The sequence below is a fragment of the Vibrio celticus genome (assembly GCF_024347335.1).
GTDB classification, from domain to species: domain Bacteria; phylum Pseudomonadota; class Gammaproteobacteria; order Enterobacterales; family Vibrionaceae; genus Vibrio; species Vibrio celticus.
In genome coordinates this window covers 1,366,186-1,385,547 of the sequence record NZ_AP025463.1, presented here as the reverse complement: position 1 = coordinate 1,385,547, position 19,362 = coordinate 1,366,186, and the positions used below count along the sequence as shown (strand labels likewise).

13 protein-coding genes and 1 pseudogene are annotated in these 19,362 nt (G+C 44.0%); 3 read left to right on the top strand and 11 right to left on the bottom strand.

Annotation, left to right across the window (positions count from 1 at the left end):
• Window positions 1-246 precede the first annotated feature (246 nt).
• Window positions 247-1,101 (top strand): MurR/RpiR family transcriptional regulator, encoded by an 855-nt coding sequence (locus OCV19_RS06420; protein ID WP_004734686.1) that lies wholly within the window; start codon window positions 247-249, stop codon window positions 1,099-1,101.
• Between the two features lie 124 nt (window positions 1,102-1,225).
• Here the strand turns inward: OCV19_RS06420 and OCV19_RS06415 are convergent, their stop codons facing one another.
• Entirely contained in the window at window positions 1,226-2,518 is a 1,293-nt protein-coding gene (locus OCV19_RS06415; protein WP_019822608.1) for an iron-containing alcohol dehydrogenase, read from the bottom strand.
• Window positions 2,519-2,924: 406 nt separating this feature from the next.
• Here OCV19_RS06415 and OCV19_RS06410 point away from each other — a divergent pair, with 406 nt between their 5' ends.
• Window positions 2,925-3,188 (top strand): GrxA family glutaredoxin, encoded by a 264-nt coding sequence (locus OCV19_RS06410; RefSeq protein WP_009847069.1) that lies wholly within the window; start codon window positions 2,925-2,927, stop codon window positions 3,186-3,188.
• 119 nt (window positions 3,189-3,307) lie between these two features.
• Here the strand turns inward: OCV19_RS06410 and OCV19_RS06405 are convergent.
• The 5 genes and pseudogenes from OCV19_RS06405 to bglX form a co-directional block, all read right to left on the bottom strand.
• Window positions 3,308-3,546, bottom strand: a pseudogene (locus OCV19_RS06405) (IS4 family transposase); the annotation flags it as partial.
• A 386-nt stretch (window positions 3,547-3,932) separates the two neighbouring features.
• Window positions 3,933-4,403 carry a sugar O-acetyltransferase gene (locus OCV19_RS06400; protein ID WP_276206523.1) on the bottom strand — a complete coding sequence of 157 codons (471 nt, stop codon included), beginning with the start codon at window positions 4,401-4,403 and terminating at the stop codon, window positions 3,933-3,935.
• 155 nt (window positions 4,404-4,558) lie between these two features.
• The gene (locus tag OCV19_RS06395; RefSeq protein ID WP_065675159.1) at window positions 4,559-7,906 is read right to left on the bottom strand and encodes a hypothetical protein; all 3,348 of its coding nucleotides are present in this window, start codon (window positions 7,904-7,906) and stop codon (window positions 4,559-4,561) included.
• A gap of 105 nt (window positions 7,907-8,011) precedes the next feature.
• The gene (locus OCV19_RS06390) at window positions 8,012-9,661 is read right to left on the bottom strand and encodes a sulfatase family protein (protein WP_065675158.1); all 1,650 of its coding nucleotides are present in this window, start codon (window positions 9,659-9,661) and stop codon (window positions 8,012-8,014) included.
• 58 nt (window positions 9,662-9,719) lie between these two features.
• Entirely contained in the window at window positions 9,720-12,137 is a 2,418-nt protein-coding gene (bglX, locus tag OCV19_RS06385; protein ID WP_240508216.1) for a beta-glucosidase BglX, read from the bottom strand.
• A gap of 337 nt (window positions 12,138-12,474) precedes the next feature.
• Here bglX and OCV19_RS06380 point away from each other — a divergent pair, with 337 nt between their 5' ends.
• Window positions 12,475-13,908 (top strand): glucoamylase family protein, encoded by a 1,434-nt coding sequence (locus OCV19_RS06380; protein WP_083994243.1) that lies wholly within the window; start codon window positions 12,475-12,477, stop codon window positions 13,906-13,908.
• Window positions 13,909-14,030: 122 nt separating this feature from the next.
• Here OCV19_RS06380 and OCV19_RS06375 read toward each other — a convergent pair whose 3' ends face one another.
• The 5 genes from OCV19_RS06375 to OCV19_RS06355 form a co-directional block, all read right to left on the bottom strand.
• Window positions 14,031-15,302, bottom strand: coding sequence for a BatD family protein (locus OCV19_RS06375; protein WP_065675157.1), 1,272 nt, complete (start codon window positions 15,300-15,302; stop codon window positions 14,031-14,033).
• Between the two features lie 5 nt (window positions 15,303-15,307).
• Window positions 15,308-17,149 (bottom strand): VWA domain-containing protein, encoded by a 1,842-nt coding sequence (locus tag OCV19_RS06370; RefSeq protein WP_065675156.1) that lies wholly within the window; start codon window positions 17,147-17,149, stop codon window positions 15,308-15,310.
• Window positions 17,142-17,885: a VWA domain-containing protein gene (locus OCV19_RS06365; protein ID WP_370736603.1), complete on the bottom strand. Its 744-nt coding sequence runs from the start codon at window positions 17,883-17,885 to the stop codon at window positions 17,142-17,144. Before OCV19_RS06365 ends, OCV19_RS06370 begins: the two co-directional genes overlap by 8 nt.
• 218 nt (window positions 17,886-18,103) lie before the next feature.
• Window positions 18,104-18,562, bottom strand: coding sequence for a DUF4381 domain-containing protein (locus tag OCV19_RS06360; RefSeq protein ID WP_065675154.1), 459 nt, complete (start codon window positions 18,560-18,562; stop codon window positions 18,104-18,106).
• Complete coding sequence (locus tag OCV19_RS06355) at window positions 18,552-19,331, bottom strand: DUF58 domain-containing protein (RefSeq protein ID WP_167352274.1); 780 nt, start codon at window positions 19,329-19,331, stop codon at window positions 18,552-18,554. The genes OCV19_RS06360 and OCV19_RS06355 overlap by 11 nt, the downstream gene beginning before the upstream one ends.
• Between the last annotated feature and the right edge of the window lie 31 nt (window positions 19,332-19,362).

The following is a 19,362-nucleotide window of genomic DNA, read 5'->3' as shown; positions in this document are numbered from 1 at the left end:
GTTTTCTAAAATTTTGTTGAGGTTTGTCATATTCTTAAGCATTCATGCCCTGTTTTTGTATTAGTAAATAGTATGTTGGGTTTATACTGACTCTATGGTGCTAGTTAGCTTGATATCTATTTGACGCAGCAGTATTTACGATACCAAATATACATTTGGCTTTGTGTTTACTGATATTTGCTTCAGCCATACCCCCTGGTAAAAGATATTAACTAGCAAGTTGTTCTCTATACCCTTGTGAACACTATGAATACATTAGAAAAAATACAAAAAAACCTGGAAAATTTCAGCAAGTCTGAGCGTAAGGTAGCCGAAGTAATTATGGCTTCCCCTCAAACTGCAATTCATTCTAGCATTGCTACCTTAGCTAAAATGGCTGACGTGAGTGAGCCTACAGTTAACCGCTTCTGTCGTCGATTAGACACAAAGGGCTTCCCTGACTTCAAACTTCACCTAGCTCAAAGCTTGGCGAACGGTACACCTTACGTGAACCGTAATGTTGAAGAAGATGATGGTCCAGATGCTTATACGCATAAGATTTTCGAATCAACTATGGCTTGTCTAGACGTTGCTAAAAACAGTCTAGATGCGATGCAAGTAAACCGCGCTGTTGACTTGCTGACTCAAGCAAAACGCATTTCATTCTTTGGACTGGGTGCCTCTTCTGCTGTCGCCAAAGATGCTCAAAACAAGTTTATTCGTTTTAATATCCCAATCACGTGTTTCGAAGACATCGTGATGCAACGAATGAGCTGCATTAACTGCAGTGATAACGACGTTATTGTTCTTATCTCTCATACTGGCCGCACTAAAAGCCAAGTTGAGATTGCAAACTTAGCGCGTGAAAACGGTGCGACAGTTATTGCTATCACAGCAAAAGATTCTCCACTGGATAAAGCGAGCTCGTTGTCTATTTCTCTGGATGTTCCAGAAGACACTGACGTTTACATGCCAATGGCAAGTCGCGTTGTTCAGATGACGGTTATCGATGTGCTAGCGACAGGCTTTACGCTACGTCGTGGTTCTGGTTTCAGAGAGAACCTAAAGCGCGTCAAAGAGTCACTTCGTGATTCACGTTACGAGAAGTACTCTCAGTTCTAATCTGCTTAGTCATGAACTGAAAACAGATGACCAGAGAACAAGTTAAATTAAAAAAACGGAGCCTAGAGCTCCGTTTTTATTTGTCTGTATAAAATGACTTATACAACGAACAAGTTTAAGACCGTTAGATAGTCCAACTATTGCCCTTCTCAACCACGCTATTTTCGGACGCATAAGAATTGATAATGGTAAAGCTCGACTCGACAGCTGGCTCTTGCCCAATTTGATTCATTGAAGCTCCCTCATGATGCCCTTCTCTACAACTGCACTTCTCACACACCTGCTTCAAAATGTGTACGAGCCTCTCGTGGTTAAGCGGCAAAGGGTTTCCTTTAATCGCCACGGATTTGAGCGCATCTGTAGACACCTCATCAAACTGTGCTTCACAGACACCAAATTCCAGCAAGTTGGGTAACTTAAGCGTATCAAGCACTTCCGATAACCAAGAAATTGCCTCCTCTTCTACTGCTTCTACGTTACCTGTTATTATCTGAGCGATTCGCTGATAACGCGCTAGGATGTCGCTTCTTTGCTGCTCTTTCGCGACAGCTATGTTCTCCAACATCACAAATGGCGCTAAACGCGCGGTAATCACACTATGAGGCGCAGAAATCTTACCTCCTAGTGCAGAGGCTAAACCATGGGCTGCGCCAAGCTTGGCATTGGTTATCGCCATACCACCGAGCATAGAAGCGAAAGCAAGATCAGAACGCGCTTGTGGCTCATCATAAACACATGCCTGAACCACAGAACCACTCAACTTACGCAGCCCTTCTTCACAAATCATGTCGGTTAACGGATTCGGCTCACCACACACGTAGGCTTCCATTAGATGAGTAAAGGCATCCATCGCACCTCGTCCAGATAGATAAAGATTGGTTCCATGAGTTAGGGTTGGGTCGACAATCGCTACGTCAGCCAGCATGTCTGGGCTTCTCAAGCTGATTTTCACTTGGTCTTGGCCTGATTTCAGCACCGCGTTTTTCGTGACCTCGGCACCGGTACTCGCCGTGGTTGGAATAGCGATAAACGGCAGAGGTTTGGTTTTAAGAGGAACATTACGCCCGACCACTTCGACATAGTCATACAAGTTACCTTGATTAGGTAAAACCGCGGCTAACGCTTTTCCCATATCGATGGCACTGCCACCGCCCATCGCTACGACCATATCTGGCTTAAATCGACGAGCGGAAATAGCCGCCTCTTCAACCATTTTAATATTAGGTTCACCGGAAACTGCGATGTGCTGATAACGCATACTCTGCGCATCCAGATAGTCAGTAACAATTGAAGTGCGCTCTAATGTATTGCCTGTAACCAATAACACGCTGTAGCCGTATTGATTAAAGAGAGACAATGAAGCGGAAAGTGCTCCATCACCAAAGATGATCTTTGTAGATGTCATAAATTGAAACATGGTGCCTCCTGCGCCTATGACCGAACAAAACTGCGAACTCTTGGTTATTGGAATTTAGCCTTTATATCGTGCATCAGTATTAAGATGCCTCGTTCTGTATGCGCTTTTTTTGACGAAGTGCAACTTGTCGCATTAAAGATGGATTAATGTCGTATTCTTAGGGGTAATTCACACTCTTAAATTAAGGGTAATCAATCTGAATACCCATCAGAAATCAGCATGGATCCTTTTTGTGACCATTATTTGCTCTGATAGACAAAACCTATTGTATTAAGAGGTAATTCCATCTTTATTTCCCCATGGCATTGAGGCATAGTTGGTTTTAAGAAATTTTGAGTGGCATTCACTAATGAATAGTTAACATAATCGAGTTAACGAGCCTCATCCCGTATTTAGGAGAAATTAAATGTTTGTAGTTATTTTTGGTCGCCCTGCTTGCCCATTCTGTGTTCGTGCAAAAGAGCATGCTGAAACTCTTAAAGCTAAACGCGATGACTTCAACTACCGTTACGTTGACATCCACGCTGAAGGTATCAGCAAAGCTGATCTAGAGAAGACTGTTGGTAAACCTGTCGATACAGTTCCACAAATCTTCATCGACCAAGACCACATCGGCGGCTGCACAGAATTTGAAGCATACGCAAAAGAAAACCTAGGTCTTTTCGACTAAGCTAGGATTTCTCACACGAGAATCGAGGCTAAGGCCTTAAACAGCTGACCCATTAAGGCGTTAGACTGTACGATTTATAGAAAGCCCGCTCACTGTAGCTAATGCTGTTCGGATAATCGCTACAGCTTAAATTTAGATGGAACAAAAAGGACTGAACGTCGTAACGTTCGGTCCTTTCTTTTATCTGGAAGAATGAAGTGACTCAGATTTTCTCTAATCCCTTTAAGTTTGACTGGGTTTCGTCTGGACTTAAAGCTAACCAACAGAACGGCGCATAAATACGGTTAATAGCGCCTGTAAAACTTACTCTAGCCTCTCGAATCCCTGAACCTGAAGCTATCTTAACCATCTCTAAGCGTGCTTATAGGTAAGTAATATGCCCCACTTTCGTAATCCCCTCACAAACGTTGTTGAAGGTTAGAATGTAAGACGGTGATAACTACTCCAATCTCACAGCCCTTGATACGCGAAACCTCTCCAGCAATATTAACCCTCCGTCGAAGTAAAACTTGAGGATGACAGTACATACAGAGCCTCATGAAGACTATTCAGGCATAAAAAACCACACTAGATGTGATGCCCATCAGTTAAGCTTAACACTTAGCTAAACCGCACCTAACCCATTTGTTATCGTATTAACATTCGAGCGTTTCACAACAGCAGGTGAACCAACACACACTGTGTTTGAGGGTAAATCCTTTACAACAACACTTCCTGCCCCAACGACAACATTATCACCAATAGTTACCCGGGGCATACGGCAACATTTGCGCCTAACCAAACGTTATTGCCAAGCGTAATCGCTCGTGCGTATTCATCACCTCTCGCCCTCTCCTCTGGATTTAAGGGATGACCGGGTGTTGCAATGACAACGTTAGGGCCAAATAGACAATTATCTCCAATGGTGACCTTCGCACCATCTAAAATCATACAACCATGATTACAATAGAAATTTTTACCCAGCTCTATATTATAGCCATAATCACAATAAAAAGGTGGCTCTATCCAGGCGTCGGTTTGGTATCCAATTATTTTTTCAAGAAACGCACCGATACCCTGCCTATCTGTCGGGCACGTTTTCGACAATTCAAAGCACAGCTTCTTTGCTAACGTTCTATCCTTGGTTAGCTCCTCATCAAAGGGAATATACGTTAAGCCCAACCGCATCTTTTGTTTCTCGGTCAATTGTGCCATGTCCACGTGTTCTTTTACCATTTTATTTACCTACGAATACCCATCACTTATCTAGTAAAAAGGGGTTGATAACGACTGCTTCAAATTAAAAACCTCCTGAGTTTTACCTCAGAAGGTTTTTCTATAACATGATGATTAGCAAGCTTCGTTATACACAACGAAGCATTAATACCTAACTAACAGCCTGTGATTGAACCGGAGCATTGCCCAATATCGAAGAGCAGCTCCTTAGCAACCGATAGATTCTCAACACTCATACGACTGTTTTGCTCATTCGCTCTCATTTTAAATTGCAACTCGAAACCGATTTCACCAGGACGCTTTCGCATAGCGAAGCTTAGGTTATCCGATGATTCATCACTCACCGACATCACTTCTTCCCACTTCACTTCAGCACCTGAGTCAGTCTTTATCACCGCACTGATAACAAATTCGCCATCATGGATCTGTCTCTCGTTAGCATCGAATGAAAACAAATAACGCGTTCCATCATCGTCTGCGCTAATGTCATATTCTGTTGTTGCAGAAACCCAACCGTTACTCCCCTGTGAAGCGGAGAATTGTAAACGACCATCACTTTGCGTTACCCCAGACAAGCTCCATGCCGCATCCTCAATACTAAAACCGACATCTTGCGCACCAAACGACTGTAACGCGGTGTTATCAAAAGCAAACTCTCCACTTTCAGTGACAAATTCAATATGTAAATACGCATGCCCTGCTGGTTGATTCGTCATAACCGTGACAAGCCTTGGCTGCTCACCTGACAACACTTTTTCGCTTCGCCCTGCCAATACGTCACCCTTAGTATTTGGACTCGAAGACCAGGTCAGCTGAACGTAGCCCGAACCTGATGAACCGGAAAGCGGTGCGACGTAAGCGGACACTTGATAACCGCTCCCTGCTAATCCAAGCGGCAAGTATGCACCTTGTGACAAACTGGCTGAGCCAGAAAGTTTAGCGGACGGCCCGAGTTCACCGTCAATAATCGCCACATTCCCTGAAGGTTGCCATCCTTGAAGCGTCCCAGTATCAAAGTTCGGGTTTTCAAATCGGGCAGGCTTATCTGTCAGAATGCTCACAATATCATTAAGTTCCACCCAATCACCTAGTGGGTCAATCACGTTGAAACTTGAAAACGTGTCATTACCTGGAACGACAAACGGCGATGTTTGGTAACCAAATGACCTAACTTCACCATTGTTTTTTACCCCTTCGATTAAACGCGGCGTCAATTTAGAAAAGTGTAAAATTCGACCATCCGAAGTCAACTCTTCACGAAGTTCAGGGTAAAAGAATTCATTACGGAATTGACCCATCACGCCCGGTTGAATAGTTTCAACCAATCCTATCGACCCAAACCAAAAATCCGCGATCCCAATACCACTCATCTCATAGCCAGTGTTATCTTTTGACCATCGCGTTAACAATGAAATCTGATCATCTCCAGCACTTTTCATAGTTTGGCGCCTGTTGTCGCGATACGCTTTATAGCCACCAAGCACGGCCGCTGAATGCCCCATCTGCCCAAAACCGAGTACAGCCGGGAAATGAATAAAGTTACCAGGATGATCGGAAGGCCCATCATTATAATACCCCCCCTTGTCAGGGTTGTTTCCTGCTGAAAATGCAGCAAAGTATTTAGCACCTAAATCATCCGATTCCGCTTGCGTGATGGCGTAATAATTGTCGTTTTGTTGTTTCCAATTTTTATCACTGTAGTGATGTTCCAAGATCAATGGCGCCCCCATAACAATAAAGGCCGCATGAGATGCACTAATGACAGGCTCCCCGTTAAGCCAATCATCGTATTTAAAGTTCTCTCGCCCATACACATAATCATCGTAGAGATCTGATACTCTTGGGTCTTGTGCAGCAGCCAACTCACCGAATAACCAGGTCTCGTTACTCATTCTATGGTTCATGCGTTTTGGACCAAAATCATCCGACTCCCACGTAATGCGCTGATGAGAACGAATTACGTCACCAGAACGAAGTAACGTTTGGTCTAAAAAGGTTTTGTACTGTGCCACTTTCGCATTATCGGGGTACATTTCTGCAGCCTTATGTACCGCAGGCAAAAATTTCATGCTGATATAGACTTGCATTTGGGGGTTGTTTGGCTCTGTCTCTCCATTGGCAATATAATTACGAACAAAGTGACCGTCTACACTCTTAGTTCCACCTTGCCCATCTTCATGTAACCCAGCGTGACGTTTAATCAACAATTCAATTAATGGTTCAATTTCTGGATCAGGCTGTACTTTATCAGCCGCCATCAGTAGATATAACGCCCAGCCAACGTTATCCGCAATTGGCAATGTATTAACACGCTGGCTCTCTAACTTCCTATGTAAAAACCCTTCAGGAGAAGCATTATTATCGGTTAAGTTGGAGGCGGTCAGCCCTTTAATTGCTCGCACATATTGGCTTAGTTCATCTTTCAGCCAATCATCAAACATTAACCGTTGATCCCTGTCGTCCCTTAACTTTGAGGCGTTTCCATCAGCAAACAGTAACTGACCATCTGCAGTTAATGAAAAACTGCTCCATTGTGTCGGTGACGAGTAATAAGGACGAAATGTCATCTGGTCGAGTTCTCTCTTAGGAACGTAAGATAGGTTGGTATACCCCTCATCTTTAGCCGCCAAATACAAGCCTTCACTGCCCTTTTCGCCAAACACACTGCTAAATGACAACCCTACAAAATCGGTTCCTTGATGCACGACTGTGGGTCTAGATGTGGTATGCCAAACCTTGGCAATTTGATCTTGAGACATCAAATAGATTTGCTGGTTTTCCGCATCAACCGCGATGTCTTGCACTGCACTTCCCAAGGTGATGTTTGTGATGACTGGTTGATGGTTATTATGGGTCGTTCTGTATACTGTGTTTCGCGCGGCCTCTACCCTATAAGCACCTTGATGATTACCAACATAAAGCTTAGATTTAAAATAGTTCATTCCATATGGTTGAGTTTGCTCAACATCGGAAGATTGCAGCATCAAACGCGTGAACTCTGAAAGCTGTTTAGTGTTAGTGTTATAAGCGAGGATTACATCATCTTTTACACCTGCGTCAGCATCACATAACGCCATATACAAAAATCGACCCGATGGCGTCAATGTTAAACCGCACAGACTGTTAGCATGTGAAAGATCCATATCAGGCACGGTATTAATGATGTCTTGAGATTGAATAGTATGTAGAAGGTTTTCACGCACATCTCGAATCTCAATATGCAGTGACTGCTGGCTGGCAATCGCATAATAACCCGCATTTTTGGCGGCAACCGCGATATCGGCGCTGCCCCCAGAAAAGTGCCAATCGCTGATCACAATATCGTTATCTGAAGGAGGTGGATTGCCCCCCTGTCCCCCTTCATCAGTACCACTACCGCCATTACAGCCCATTATAACTAGACTCACTGCGCCAATAGTCATTGCTTGGCTCAACATTTTCGCCAAATCAGTTTTTCGCCAAATAGCTTTTTCGCTTAACACTAAACTTGTATTGCCATTCATAACCATTCAACCTTCACAAATGCCGAATGAGCATTACGCTCAATCATCCTATTTATTGATCACGTGGCTCTGCATATAGAGCCACGTCGTACAAAAAATGTGTTATTACTTGAAACTCTCGGGAAACAATGATTCGAGTGAAGGGTTAGGCTGCCTCATTAAGTCAGCGTCTTTCCACTCCTCGATTGGGGGCACATCGTATTGTTTTTGCAGGTTCGCCAACTGCTCTCTGAGACGCTTTATTTCAGCTTGATATTCAGGAGAATCAATCGCGTTGTTCATTTCAGAAGGGTCGGCGGATAAGTCATAAAACTCCCACTCATCATTTGGGTGATAAAAATGAATGAGCTTATAACGTCCATCAGATACGCCATAATGCCTAGCTACATCATGGAATCCAGGGAACTCATAATAGTGGTAATACAAAGCCTCTCGCCACTCTGTTGCTTCTTCACCTGCAAGCAATGGTTTAAGAGATTGACCGTGCAATTTTTCGTTAACTTTGACGTCTGCAATATCAAGGAAGGTTGGAGCATAATCGATATTTTGCACCAGTTCATCAATCACAATGCCCTTTTCAATCACACCCGGTAATTGCATGACTAACGGTGTAGAAAAAGACTCTTCATACATAAATCGCTTGTCATAAAATCCGTGTTCACCGAGGAAAAAGCCTTGGTCGGAAGTGTAGACAACCAGCGTATTCTCGCTGAGGCCTGCCTCTTCTAAGTAATCGAGTACTTGACCAACGCTTTCATCGACAGCAATGATCGTCGCAAGATAATCTTGCATGTAGCGTTGGTATTTCCATTCCGCCATTTCCTGTTCGGTCCATTTGGCTTCGTAACGATTCATCTCATCATTACGTGCCTGATAAGCCGCATCCCATTTTGCTCTTTGTTCTGGTGTAAGGCGGGCTAAAAGGTGTGGCCAAATATCTTCTCGCCATTCACCACTGTCTTCTGCAACAGTCATCTTTAAGTCGTGACCATCTTGAGTATGATGCGCAATCGTCATCGTTTGGTTGCTCGCCGCTTGTCGATTATCGTAGTTATCAAAAAAGTTTTCTGGCAGCGGAAATTCTGTATTTTCAAAAGTTTGAGTATGCCGTGGTGCGGGCATCCAATTTCGGTGAGGGGCCTTGTGGTGCATCAGTAATGCAAATGGTTTTGTTTTATCACGGCTATTCTCAAGCCAGTTTAAAGACTTGGTGGTAATAATATCGGTGGTGTACCCCATCTCCATAGTGACACCGTCACTCGTTATAAAATCGGGGTTATAGTATTCCCCTTGGTCGTTCAAAATATCCCAGTGATCAAACTTAAACCCATTAGGAATACGGTTAATATGCCACTTACCAATCATTGCCGTTGTATAACCCGCATCTTGCAGCGTGTTAGCCCAATTAAATTGATTTCCATCAAATACTTGCCCGTTATAAGTAAAACCATTTTCATGGCCAAACTTACCTGTGAGCATCGCAGCACGACTTGGACCACAGAGTGAATTCGTCACGTATGAACGTTCAAATATTGCCCCGTTTTCCGCGATTCGGTCAATATTCGGCGTAGGCGCAAGCTTAGATATCGGATGCCCATAAGCGCTAAGCGCTTGTACCGCGTGGTCATCAGACATAATGAAAAGAATATTTGGACGTTCGCTCTCAACTGAGCTAGGAGTATCAGCCGCAACTGCGGACAATGAAACTGAGCATAATGCCCCCACAACCAAACCTGACAATACCGACTTTTTCATCGTTTGTTCCTTCAAAAAGAGCCTGCCAAGGCAGGCTCACTCGTTCATAAGTAATGGATTAATGAGTAATAGAAAAACTGGCTTGCTGAACGTTATCTGAAGCCGTTCCTACGAAGACATCAAACGTGCCCGACTCGTAACCCCAGCTCATATCTGCGCGATAAAATGCGAGGTCATCGGTTGAGAGCGTAAACGAAATGGTTTTACTTTCACCGGCTTCGAAATGAACTTTTTGAAAGCCTTTTAATTCTTTTACTGGGCGAGTAATCGATCCCACATGCTGCTTAGTATAAAGCTGAATAACCTCTTCACCATCAAAGTCACCGGAGTTAGTCACCTTAACGCTCACTTGTAAGTCTTTCTCTGAACTTAAGAAATCCGAACTTAGCTCTATATCACTGTAATCAAAGTGGCCATAGCTTAGACCGTGACCAAATGCGTATAACGGCGTATTCGGTGAGTCGTCATAACGCGACTTATAATGCTCTTGTCGTTGGTTAGGGTTATCGGCTTTATAAGGGCGGCCCGTATTCTTCTCGTTATAGTAAATCGGTATTTGACCGACTGAGCGTGGGAATGTCATTGGTAATTTGCCAGACGGAGAGTAATCACCCGACAACACGTCGGCAATGGCATAGCCACCAGCTGTTCCCGGATACCACGCATGTAAAATAGAATCAACGTTTTCATCTGCCCATCGTAAATCATTTGGACGACCACTCATCACAACAAGTACCATCGGCTTACCGAGTTTTTTCAACGCTTTCATCACTTCTTCTTGATTACCAGGCAATGTGAGTTCAACTCGACTTGCTGCTTCGCCTGACATGCGTTGGTCTTCACCCATAACCATCACTATCACATCAGACTTTTCAGCTGCAGCGATGGCGGCATCAAGATCTGACTGCAACTGAGGGTCGGCTTTATGAATACGCGGTACCGTTAACCCTTCTAAAGAATCAAGTTCCTCTTGAGTCGATAGGTACTCGTTGCTCGCACCTTTTGCATAGTGAATTTCTATATCGTTACCATAACGACTCTTTAAGCCATCAAGCACCGATACGGGATCGCTCTTACGATCCCCCGCAGCGGCCCAGTTACCTATCATGTCAGCTTTGCTGTCAGCAAGCGGTCCTATCAATGCGATAGAATCGACTTTCGTGGTATTAAGAGGTAATACGTCATTGTCATTTTTTAACAACACAAACGACTTTCTTGCGACATCTCGAGCGGCTTCGAGATTGTCAATGCTAAGAATTTCTCGAGCAGCTCTTTCTTTATCGTTATAACGGTATGGGTCTTCAAATAACCCTAATCGCCATTTCATTTCAAGAATTGAGCGAACTGACTTATCGACGGCATGTTCAGACACCTTACCCTCTGCCACTAATGACGCTAAATGTTCGATGTAAAGCTGACCAACCATGTCCATATCAGCCCCCGCATTGAATGCGATTTCTGCGGCATGTTTATCATCACGAGCGTAACCATGTGGCACCAATTCATTGATAGCGGTGTAGTCGGTAACAACAAAACCCTCAAAACCCCATTGGTTACGTAACACTTCAGTTAACAGTCGCTTGCTACCTGACGCTGGAACACCATTCAGATCATTAAATGCTGTCATAAATGTGCCGACACCAGCATCAACCATCGCTTTAAAAGGAGGCATCTGGGTCGTCCAAAGCTCATGCTCAGAAACGTCCGTTGAGTGATAATCTCGCCCAGCTTGCGATAGTCCATAACCAACGAAGTGTTTCGCCGTTGCCATTACCGTATCAGGTTTGCTCAAGTCATCGCCTTGAAACCCTTGAACACGCGCTACTGCCATTGCAGTAGACAAGAATACATCTTCACCAGACGCTTCAGAGACTCTACCCCAGCGAGGGTCTCTAACTAGATCTGCCATTGGTGCAAAGGTCCACATAATCCCATCGGCTGCCGCTTCTTTAGCCGCAAACTGTGCACTGGTTTTTGCTGCATCTAAATCCCAAGTAGCGGCTTCACCGATAGACTGTGGAAAAATTGTTTTATGACCGTGGATAATGTCATGCCCAACAATAAGAGGAATGCCCATACGCGTTTCTTCTACGGCAATTTTTTGTAGGTGACGACCAAACTCCGCACCATAGGCATTAAAAATGGCACCAACTTGCCCATCTCTAATTTGTTGCTCATACGATTCATTGATAAAGGGTCCCGTTGTATTTCGAAAACCACTTTGTAGATCAAGCTGACCTATTTTTTCTTTTAGTGTCATCTTGTTGATCAGCTCATCAATGAATTTATTCATCTCAGGTGAATCATCTTGCCAATGCACCTTCGAGGCTGGGCTTTGTTGCTCGACTTGGATTACATCCTTAAACATCGTTGTACCTGCCACTGCATAGCCTCCTAACGATAAACTTAGCGCCAAAAATGTTGGCTTAAATACTGCTCTCATAACTTTTCCAATACGTTTGATTTTGTTGAACATGCACTTTCCTCAGACTTTGAAGGATTGGGCATTTCTAAAAATCGGGGAAAATGCGCTTAATATGCTGATGAAAAACAATCCGTTTTCATGCCTTATTCAGCACGCCCCAATCAAATAATATCCTCACTTTAATTCAACTCGAAACATTTCGACAATATAGTTATCTAAAAGTGAGATTCAGCGCATGGTAACGATAACTTTCCTACTAAAAACAAGATATAACCCACAAAAAACAAGAAAGAAACGTTTCTACTTATAATGGTAGGCATAATGGTGTGAGTTGTTTTAATGCGTCGATCTACTCGACATTATTTCTTATCTACAATTAGGTTTTACTATGACAATCCATTCCAGGACTTTTGGTATATCGATTCTCACTTGGGGTCTACTCGCATGTAGTAGCGATACGGTTGACTCATCACATCCTGCTCTTCCCGACCCAATAGACCATATATACCTTTCTCAAAGCTTGTACCCTGCAAACTTTGAACAGCAACTCACTGATAACTTGCAGTTTTTCCAAGACGGTGTAGGGGTAAGTACCGCGGCCAAAGTTCCATTTAATAGCATTGATTTTGACGAAAGCGGGGCCTTAATTGAAAAACAGACAGGGCGTCTAAATGTAACGGCGCTGGGTCTATACCTAAACGTGCTCACAGAGATGGAAAAAGCAGGTTCAGAGAAGGCTCGACAAAGGCTATTTGATCTCATTGAGATCATGGAGGCGATGCCAAAGTGGAAGGGGAATTTCTATTGGATGTACAGAATTGAATCTGATGGACAAATTAACAAGCTTCCTAAGGCTGTTGCCTCTGCCGTCGATTCAGCGAACCTTATCACTTCCATGGCTGCGGTTGCTGGTGCCTATTGGACCAATTCTGACCCAAATCTTAGAAACCTTGCTCACCGTTTCGACACTCTAATACAGAACTCTTCAGCAGCATGGTTAGCACTGTATGATGCGGATAAAGGCTTACTAAGTGGCGGATTCAGGGACGAGCTACCCGATACTGGCGAGCCTGGCATCACCAGCTATTACATTGATAGAAAATCCAATGAAAGTCGACTTGCCCCCATTTGGGCTCATTTATTAACTCAAAACACCATCAAGCCCATCCCGGAAACTGTATTCACCAAAATGCGTTTATATCAAGCCGACTATGTAGCAAACGACGGACAAATATTACAACCAATGCTCACATGGAAAGGCGCATATTTTCAAGCCCTGCTGCCATCCATTTGGTTTAATGAGCCATACTTAGTTGGACAACCGCTACTGTTTGAACACGCTACTCAAACACAAATTGACTACACTCAACAGCATAATATTCCTTTTCTATCCTCATCCGCGACTATCGAAGGTGGTTACTCAGAATATGGCATAGACGCTATGAGTGAGCACTTTCACCGAAACGAAATAAACACCGCTCAAGAAGGTGTGGGAACCCCTCACGCCAGTGCTTTATACTCAATTTTGAACCAGCAGCATGCCATTGAACTCATGCTCAATATCGAGCATCACCACCCCCAAGTCGTTGGTGAGTATGGTTGGTACGACGCGATTAATATCAATGGCGAAGTAAGACGTCGATTAATAAGCCTTGACCAAGGTATGTTTGTGGGTGCTTTTATGGCAACTCACTTACAAGAAAGTGTCGAAAACTACATCAAGAAATCACTAGGGAACGAAGCTTGGAGCGGAGTCACTTCCATGTATAGCACGTTCATCGCAGATGGAATTTGTGACGATATTGGTTGTCGTGACATGTAATATTGCATGTTAATGCTCCCCATTGTTACTCAATCTAATGGCAACAATGGGGATGTTACGCCAAACCCCTAGAGCTAATAGGCATCAACAATGCCCATTGACGGTAGAACTCAATACTGTATTTACGGTATTAACGTAGACAATGCTTTTTCATTGACGACGCTCCTTGGCTTAACTGTTTGGCGTAGTGCTCTTAATAACATCGACTTCGCCTCATCCTGCTCAATACTATCGGCTGAATAATGCGCTGCAATGTATTTGTTAAACTCCGAACAATAAAGACGCTTTATCTCTACGCTTTCATGGGTCCAAAAATACGCGGCTCTCTGAGGCTCATCATTTAAAACTGATTGATAAAGGCTATTCCGTGTCGCTGTCCGTGGTCTACTTTTTCTTGAACTACATTGTTTTGTTTTTATATAGAGTCGATAAGCAACCACTAATGTCATCAACCACAACAGTGTCACTGCACCAGCAACCGTTCGCCAATCTTTAACAAAGGAGTCAGAAGTCGTTGATATAAAGAATTCATCGCTGTCAGAACTCACCATAGAAGATGTCACATTCAATTCAACGCCCCCTGCTGTTGCCGTTTGTATCGTGTTATCCGTCAGGTTAAACCATGGAATTGAAAGTGTGGGCAACACTAGCGCGCCACTTTGCCTTGGGACCAGCGTTTGTTCTATCGTCATGCTAGTCCCCCCATCATGCTCCTTAAAGCTAACAGGCTGGCTGTAAACATTGACGGTGCTAGGGTTAGGAATCTCCAATGTAGGGAACTGATCTATCCCTATCCCCTGAATAAAGAGTGTCACGGTTCTAGTTACTGCATCACCGACTTCGATCTCTAATCGATGATCCGACCATGTCTGCTCAATCGTAACTTGATCAGAGGGCAACCATAAACCACGATATTTTAATGGGATGTCATGCCCAGTAATGACTAACGGTTCCGCTTCGAGTGCGACCTGCTGCACCGCACCCATACCATCAACTTTACGATGAATAACCGATGCACCGCGCAACTCGAATTCACCGACAAGATCCGTTGATAAGGCAAATTGATAACTAGAAATTCTATATTGCTGGCTACCGACAAAATAGTAGTCATGATCTTGATTTACCCTTCTCACAGTAACGCCTTCAGCTTGTGGGGGAAGAACACTCGACAAATGAATATCTGCTGATGACTCAACAAAAAAGGTATAGATGACCTCACTATTAGGATACATAAGACGATTTGAGAGAGTATAGTGAACTAAAATACTATCTTGGCCACTTTCCTCCTGTTCCAATAATGTTGCGGTATAACGCTGACCAGCTATCCCACCATCGGCAAAAACAGGGGCAACAGCCAATAAACAAGTAATTAAATAAAGCGCATATTTTTTCATGGGAGTTACCATTCAATCGGATGTGGTGATGACGGTGGTTTATCTTGAGCTTGTAGAATAAGTTGATTTCTTAATAGCAGACTGGGGTCGACTTTTATCTGTGACAGTCTATTAATGACGGGATCAATCTCCCCTAGTTCGGCGAGTTGATGTTCAATGGCTTGCAAATCAGCTTCTGTTGGCGTCCCAAAGTCATCATCGATACTGCCCATACCAAAAATGTCAGCAGCATAATCTCCAGCTTCATTTTGCGTTTGTTGAGGACCAGACGACTGACTATTAAGCTCATCACTTACATCATTTTGTTCTGACTGTTCATTGGGCTGAGCTGAATTAGAGGATGCTGATGAAGCCCCTTCGTTTGAATCATCATTTTCCCCTTGCGCTTGTGAGCTGTCATCGCCCTGATCCTCACCATCTTCCCCACTATCGTCTTCTCGCTCTTCGCTACCTTCACTGTCTCCAGATTCTTGTTGTTCTGAATTCCCTTCAGCGTTGTCTTGCTCTTGTTCCTCTATTAACTGCTCTAGTTGCTTGTCGATAGCCGCTTGCACAACGTTCAAGTTGGCGGTCGCGTTTTCGTGCTTAGAATCTCTCACCAACACAGCCCTATACAACTCGGCAGCCCTTTCATACTGACCTAGTTTTGCTAATGCATTCGCTAAGTTATAGTCATTTTCTGGCTCATCAACTTTTAAAAATGCCTTTACCGCCCCTTCAAAGTCACCCTTTTCATACAATACAACGCCTTGCCAACGATTATCTGAAAACGACATAAACGCCTGATCATAATCTTTGAGTAGAAATGCTTCATAGCCTTGACGATCATCATTACGCCAAAACGTGGCATGAGCATTATCAATCGGTAATGCTCCAAGTATCACGACAGAAAAAAACACACCCCGACGGAACCCTGCAAGAAGTAGTAGCGCTAAAGGCCAAATAAGCCAATAGCCATCATTCAACAGCGGTGCAGACACAGGACTATGACTCACCATTGAATCCTGCCCTTCATGGTCCGCTATGAATTGATGTAGCTGTATAATATCTCTATCTGTCGCCTGGTAATCGACATAAATGCCTCCTACACGTTTGACTAATTGACTCAGTCGCATTGGATCGAGAGCGGATCTGGACGCTATGCCGTTACTATCACGAACGAGTGAACCATCATTATCAATAAACGTTGCGCCTTTTGGAGTAGCAACAGCTAAAACAGACAATCGATAATGACTATTTTTGAATAGGCTTTGAATCGCTTTTTGCTCACGCTCACTAATACCTGAAGTCACTAACACGATATCACCGAAAACAATATTAGCCTGCGTCATAAGCTGAATCGCTTCTTTTACACCTGCCGCTGCATTTTTACCCTGAGAAGGCATAATTTCAGGCGATAAATATTGTAACTGAGTCAAAACGGTATTTTTATCATGCGTGAGTGGACTAATAGTAAACCCTTGGTCGGTATAAGCGACGACGCCAGTATAACCGTGTGTGAATGAGGACACTAAGTCTGTCGTTTTGTAAAATGCTTGTTGAAAACGACTAGGTAAAATATCCGTCGCATTCATCGCATAAGACATATCAACCACCACCACTCTTGCCTGATTATCAATACTTGGTGATTGGGGGTCTTCACGCCAACTTGGGCCAGACAAGGCGACCATCGAAATTAGCCAACCGACCAGAACTAATGGTTTCAAGACATCTTTGTTTTTTGATAATTGATGTCTAACAAGATGCGGTGCAGTCAGTCCCGTCGCGTACCTTTTATGTTTAAAAAAATAACAAAGGGGAAGCACTAGCAAACCCGCTAACCAAAGCGGTTCATTGAAACTAACCATGCTGCCTCCCGTAGATGAATAGCAAAGACATAACAAGCAAAAAGCCGTAAATCGGGTATGGATATAGCTCAACTCTTGGTTGCCATACCGACTCAGCCTCTGCAATCGGCTCTAGTTCATCAATCAGATGATAAACATTGCTGAGCTCTTGCTGATTTCGAGCCCTAAAATACTGCCCTCCCGTGATATCGGCAATTTCAGTGAGTAGCGCCTCGTCTAAGTCATGTGAGGGGTTAGTTTCTTCCATGCCACCATAGGCGGTTTCAACCAACATTGATTCCGCGCCCAAACCAATGGTGTAGATCACAACACCACTCTCATCTGCCAGGCGAGTTGCCTCTTTGGGATCGATAATTCCAGCCGTATTACTTCCATCGCTCAACAGTATCAACACGCGTTGCGAAGCATCACTATCTAAGAACGTCTTGGTGGCAACCGCTAGGCCTTCACCGATCGCTGTCATGTATCCCACTAAGCCAATGCTAAGCTGCGAAATCTGCTGCTCCAAATTAGTGACATCGAGCGTCAATGGCGTGTGTAAATAGCCATGGTCAGCAAATAGTACCAATCCAAGTCGGTCTCCTTGCCGCTGACTGACAAATTGTGCCAATACGCTTTTCATGGCCGATAGACGGCTAATTGATTCGTCTTGGCTTCCGTTCATATCTTCAATGTACATTGACCCAGAAAGATCTACCGCCAGCATCACATCTCTATGCTCTGTAAAGGTGAACACGGGTTCTCCTAGCCATGTAGGCCGAGCCAAAGCCAAAACAATAAGCAACCATGCAAAAGACAGCAGTAATGCCGGTACTCTTTGCCTATGACTTCTTGTAATAAGCTCACTTGGTAGCTTGCCAAGCCTTAACTCAATCGATGGCGAACAAGGTGGCAACCAACGCCTTACGAGCCAGGCCAAGGGTAATAGTGCTCCCAAATACCAGTATTCAAGGACTAACATTGGCGACTCCAATCGAGCTTTTCAATCCAAGTTCGCGTCCGCTCAATAGAGCCTTTCCAATGCTCATCACTAAGAGAGGTCGAGGCAAATAGAGCATGGTGCCACTCCATTTCAATGGATGTGAACCAACGCTGTTCAAGCTGATTATCTAGCCACATTAACCACGCTTTTCCATGTAACCCAGCCACTTCCTCACGTCCTGCGATTGTCAGGGAGATTTTCCGCAGTAATTGATTCAGTTCAGATATATTCTTCGTTTTCTCAATGGCGAATAGTTCACACATAGCCTCTAATTGTGCTCGAGGACGTCGCGCACGTTTGCTCCAAAAAAACAGGGCTGCCGCAACCACTGGCAGCAGCAAAAACCAAACCGCGATAGGTAGCGGCCAAAAACTCGGCTCAAGTGGTATTTCAATGGGTGCTAACTCTATTAAAAGGACGTCACTTGTCATGAAGCCCCCCTAATTGGTCCACTAACGAATCTCCCGACGACAGCTGATAGAATGAAGCCTGCAAACGCCTAGAAACGTGCGCTAAATGTGTAATTCGTTGCTCAAAGTCTTGCTTTAACGACTCTCGATGGGAGGAATTACCAAAATTAATTCGGCAATATCCCGTGCTATCCGCAACCCAAGCTTGCTGTCTAAAGCTGGTGTCACCTTGTTCAATGGGATCAGAAATATGCACAAGTCGTATCGAGTTGTGCTTCGCTAGCCGTAACATGACATTTTCAGCGCGAGGTGATAACCCCAAGAAATCACTAATAAAAATTACATCACTCCCTTTTGGGCATAAGCGCGTTAACTGCTCCAATACTCGCTCAAAAATCAGTGCTGAATGTTGTGAAGAGGAGTGAGGCTCTGCGGGCATCGAGTTTAACGTTATCAACGCATTTAAAAGATGTAATACCCCGTCTTGACGAGCAACAGGAGCACAATCTTTTACCTCATGTTGATTAAATATAATCCCCCCAATTCGGTCCTTTTGCGCGACAGAAAGCCAACATAACAAACTCGCCAGGTGGCCAGCCTGCACAGACTTATAAAGCAATTTAGTCCCCATTTGCATCGAAGTAGAGACATCGACCACAAGCATAGTAGGACGTTCAGATTCTTCGGTGTATAGCTTGGTGTATGGCTTTCCCGTTCGCGCGGTAATTCTCCAATCGATACTTCGAACATCGTCACCAAGTTGATAGGGCCTTACCTCAGCAAAATCCATTCCTCGCCCTTTTTTGGAGCTCGGGTGATAG

What these genes read in the sequence shown, in the direction of transcription:
- OCV19_RS06420 (WP_004734686.1), top strand. Translation starts at nt 247, where the DNA reads ATGAATACATTAGAAAAAATACAAAAAAACCTGGAAAATTTCAGCAAG.
- OCV19_RS06415 (WP_019822608.1), bottom strand. Translation starts at nt 2,518, where the DNA reads ATGTTTCAATTTATGACATCTACAAAGATCATCTTTGGTGATGGAGCA.
- OCV19_RS06410 (WP_009847069.1), top strand. Translation starts at nt 2,925, where the DNA reads ATGTTTGTAGTTATTTTTGGTCGCCCTGCTTGCCCATTCTGTGTTCGT.
- OCV19_RS06400 (WP_276206523.1), bottom strand. Translation starts at nt 4,403, where the DNA reads ATGGTAAAAGAACACGTGGACATGGCACAATTGACCGAGAAACAAAAG.
- OCV19_RS06395 (WP_065675159.1), bottom strand. Translation starts at nt 7,906, where the DNA reads ATGAATGGCAATACAAGTTTAGTGTTAAGCGAAAAAGCTATTTGGCGA.
- OCV19_RS06390 (WP_065675158.1), bottom strand. Translation starts at nt 9,661, where the DNA reads ATGAAAAAGTCGGTATTGTCAGGTTTGGTTGTGGGGGCATTATGCTCA.
- bglX (WP_240508216.1), bottom strand. Translation starts at nt 12,137, where the DNA reads ATGTTCAACAAAATCAAACGTATTGGAAAAGTTATGAGAGCAGTATTT.
- OCV19_RS06380 (WP_083994243.1), top strand. Translation starts at nt 12,475, where the DNA reads ATGACAATCCATTCCAGGACTTTTGGTATATCGATTCTCACTTGGGGT.
- OCV19_RS06375 (WP_065675157.1), bottom strand. Translation starts at nt 15,302, where the DNA reads ATGAAAAAATATGCGCTTTATTTAATTACTTGTTTATTGGCTGTTGCC.
- OCV19_RS06370 (WP_065675156.1), bottom strand. Translation starts at nt 17,149, where the DNA reads ATGGTTAGTTTCAATGAACCGCTTTGGTTAGCGGGTTTGCTAGTGCTT.
- OCV19_RS06360 (WP_065675154.1), bottom strand. Translation starts at nt 18,562, where the DNA reads ATGACAAGTGACGTCCTTTTAATAGAGTTAGCACCCATTGAAATACCA.
- OCV19_RS06355 (WP_167352274.1), bottom strand. Translation starts at nt 19,331, where the DNA reads ATGGATTTTGCTGAGGTAAGGCCCTATCAACTTGGTGACGATGTTCGA.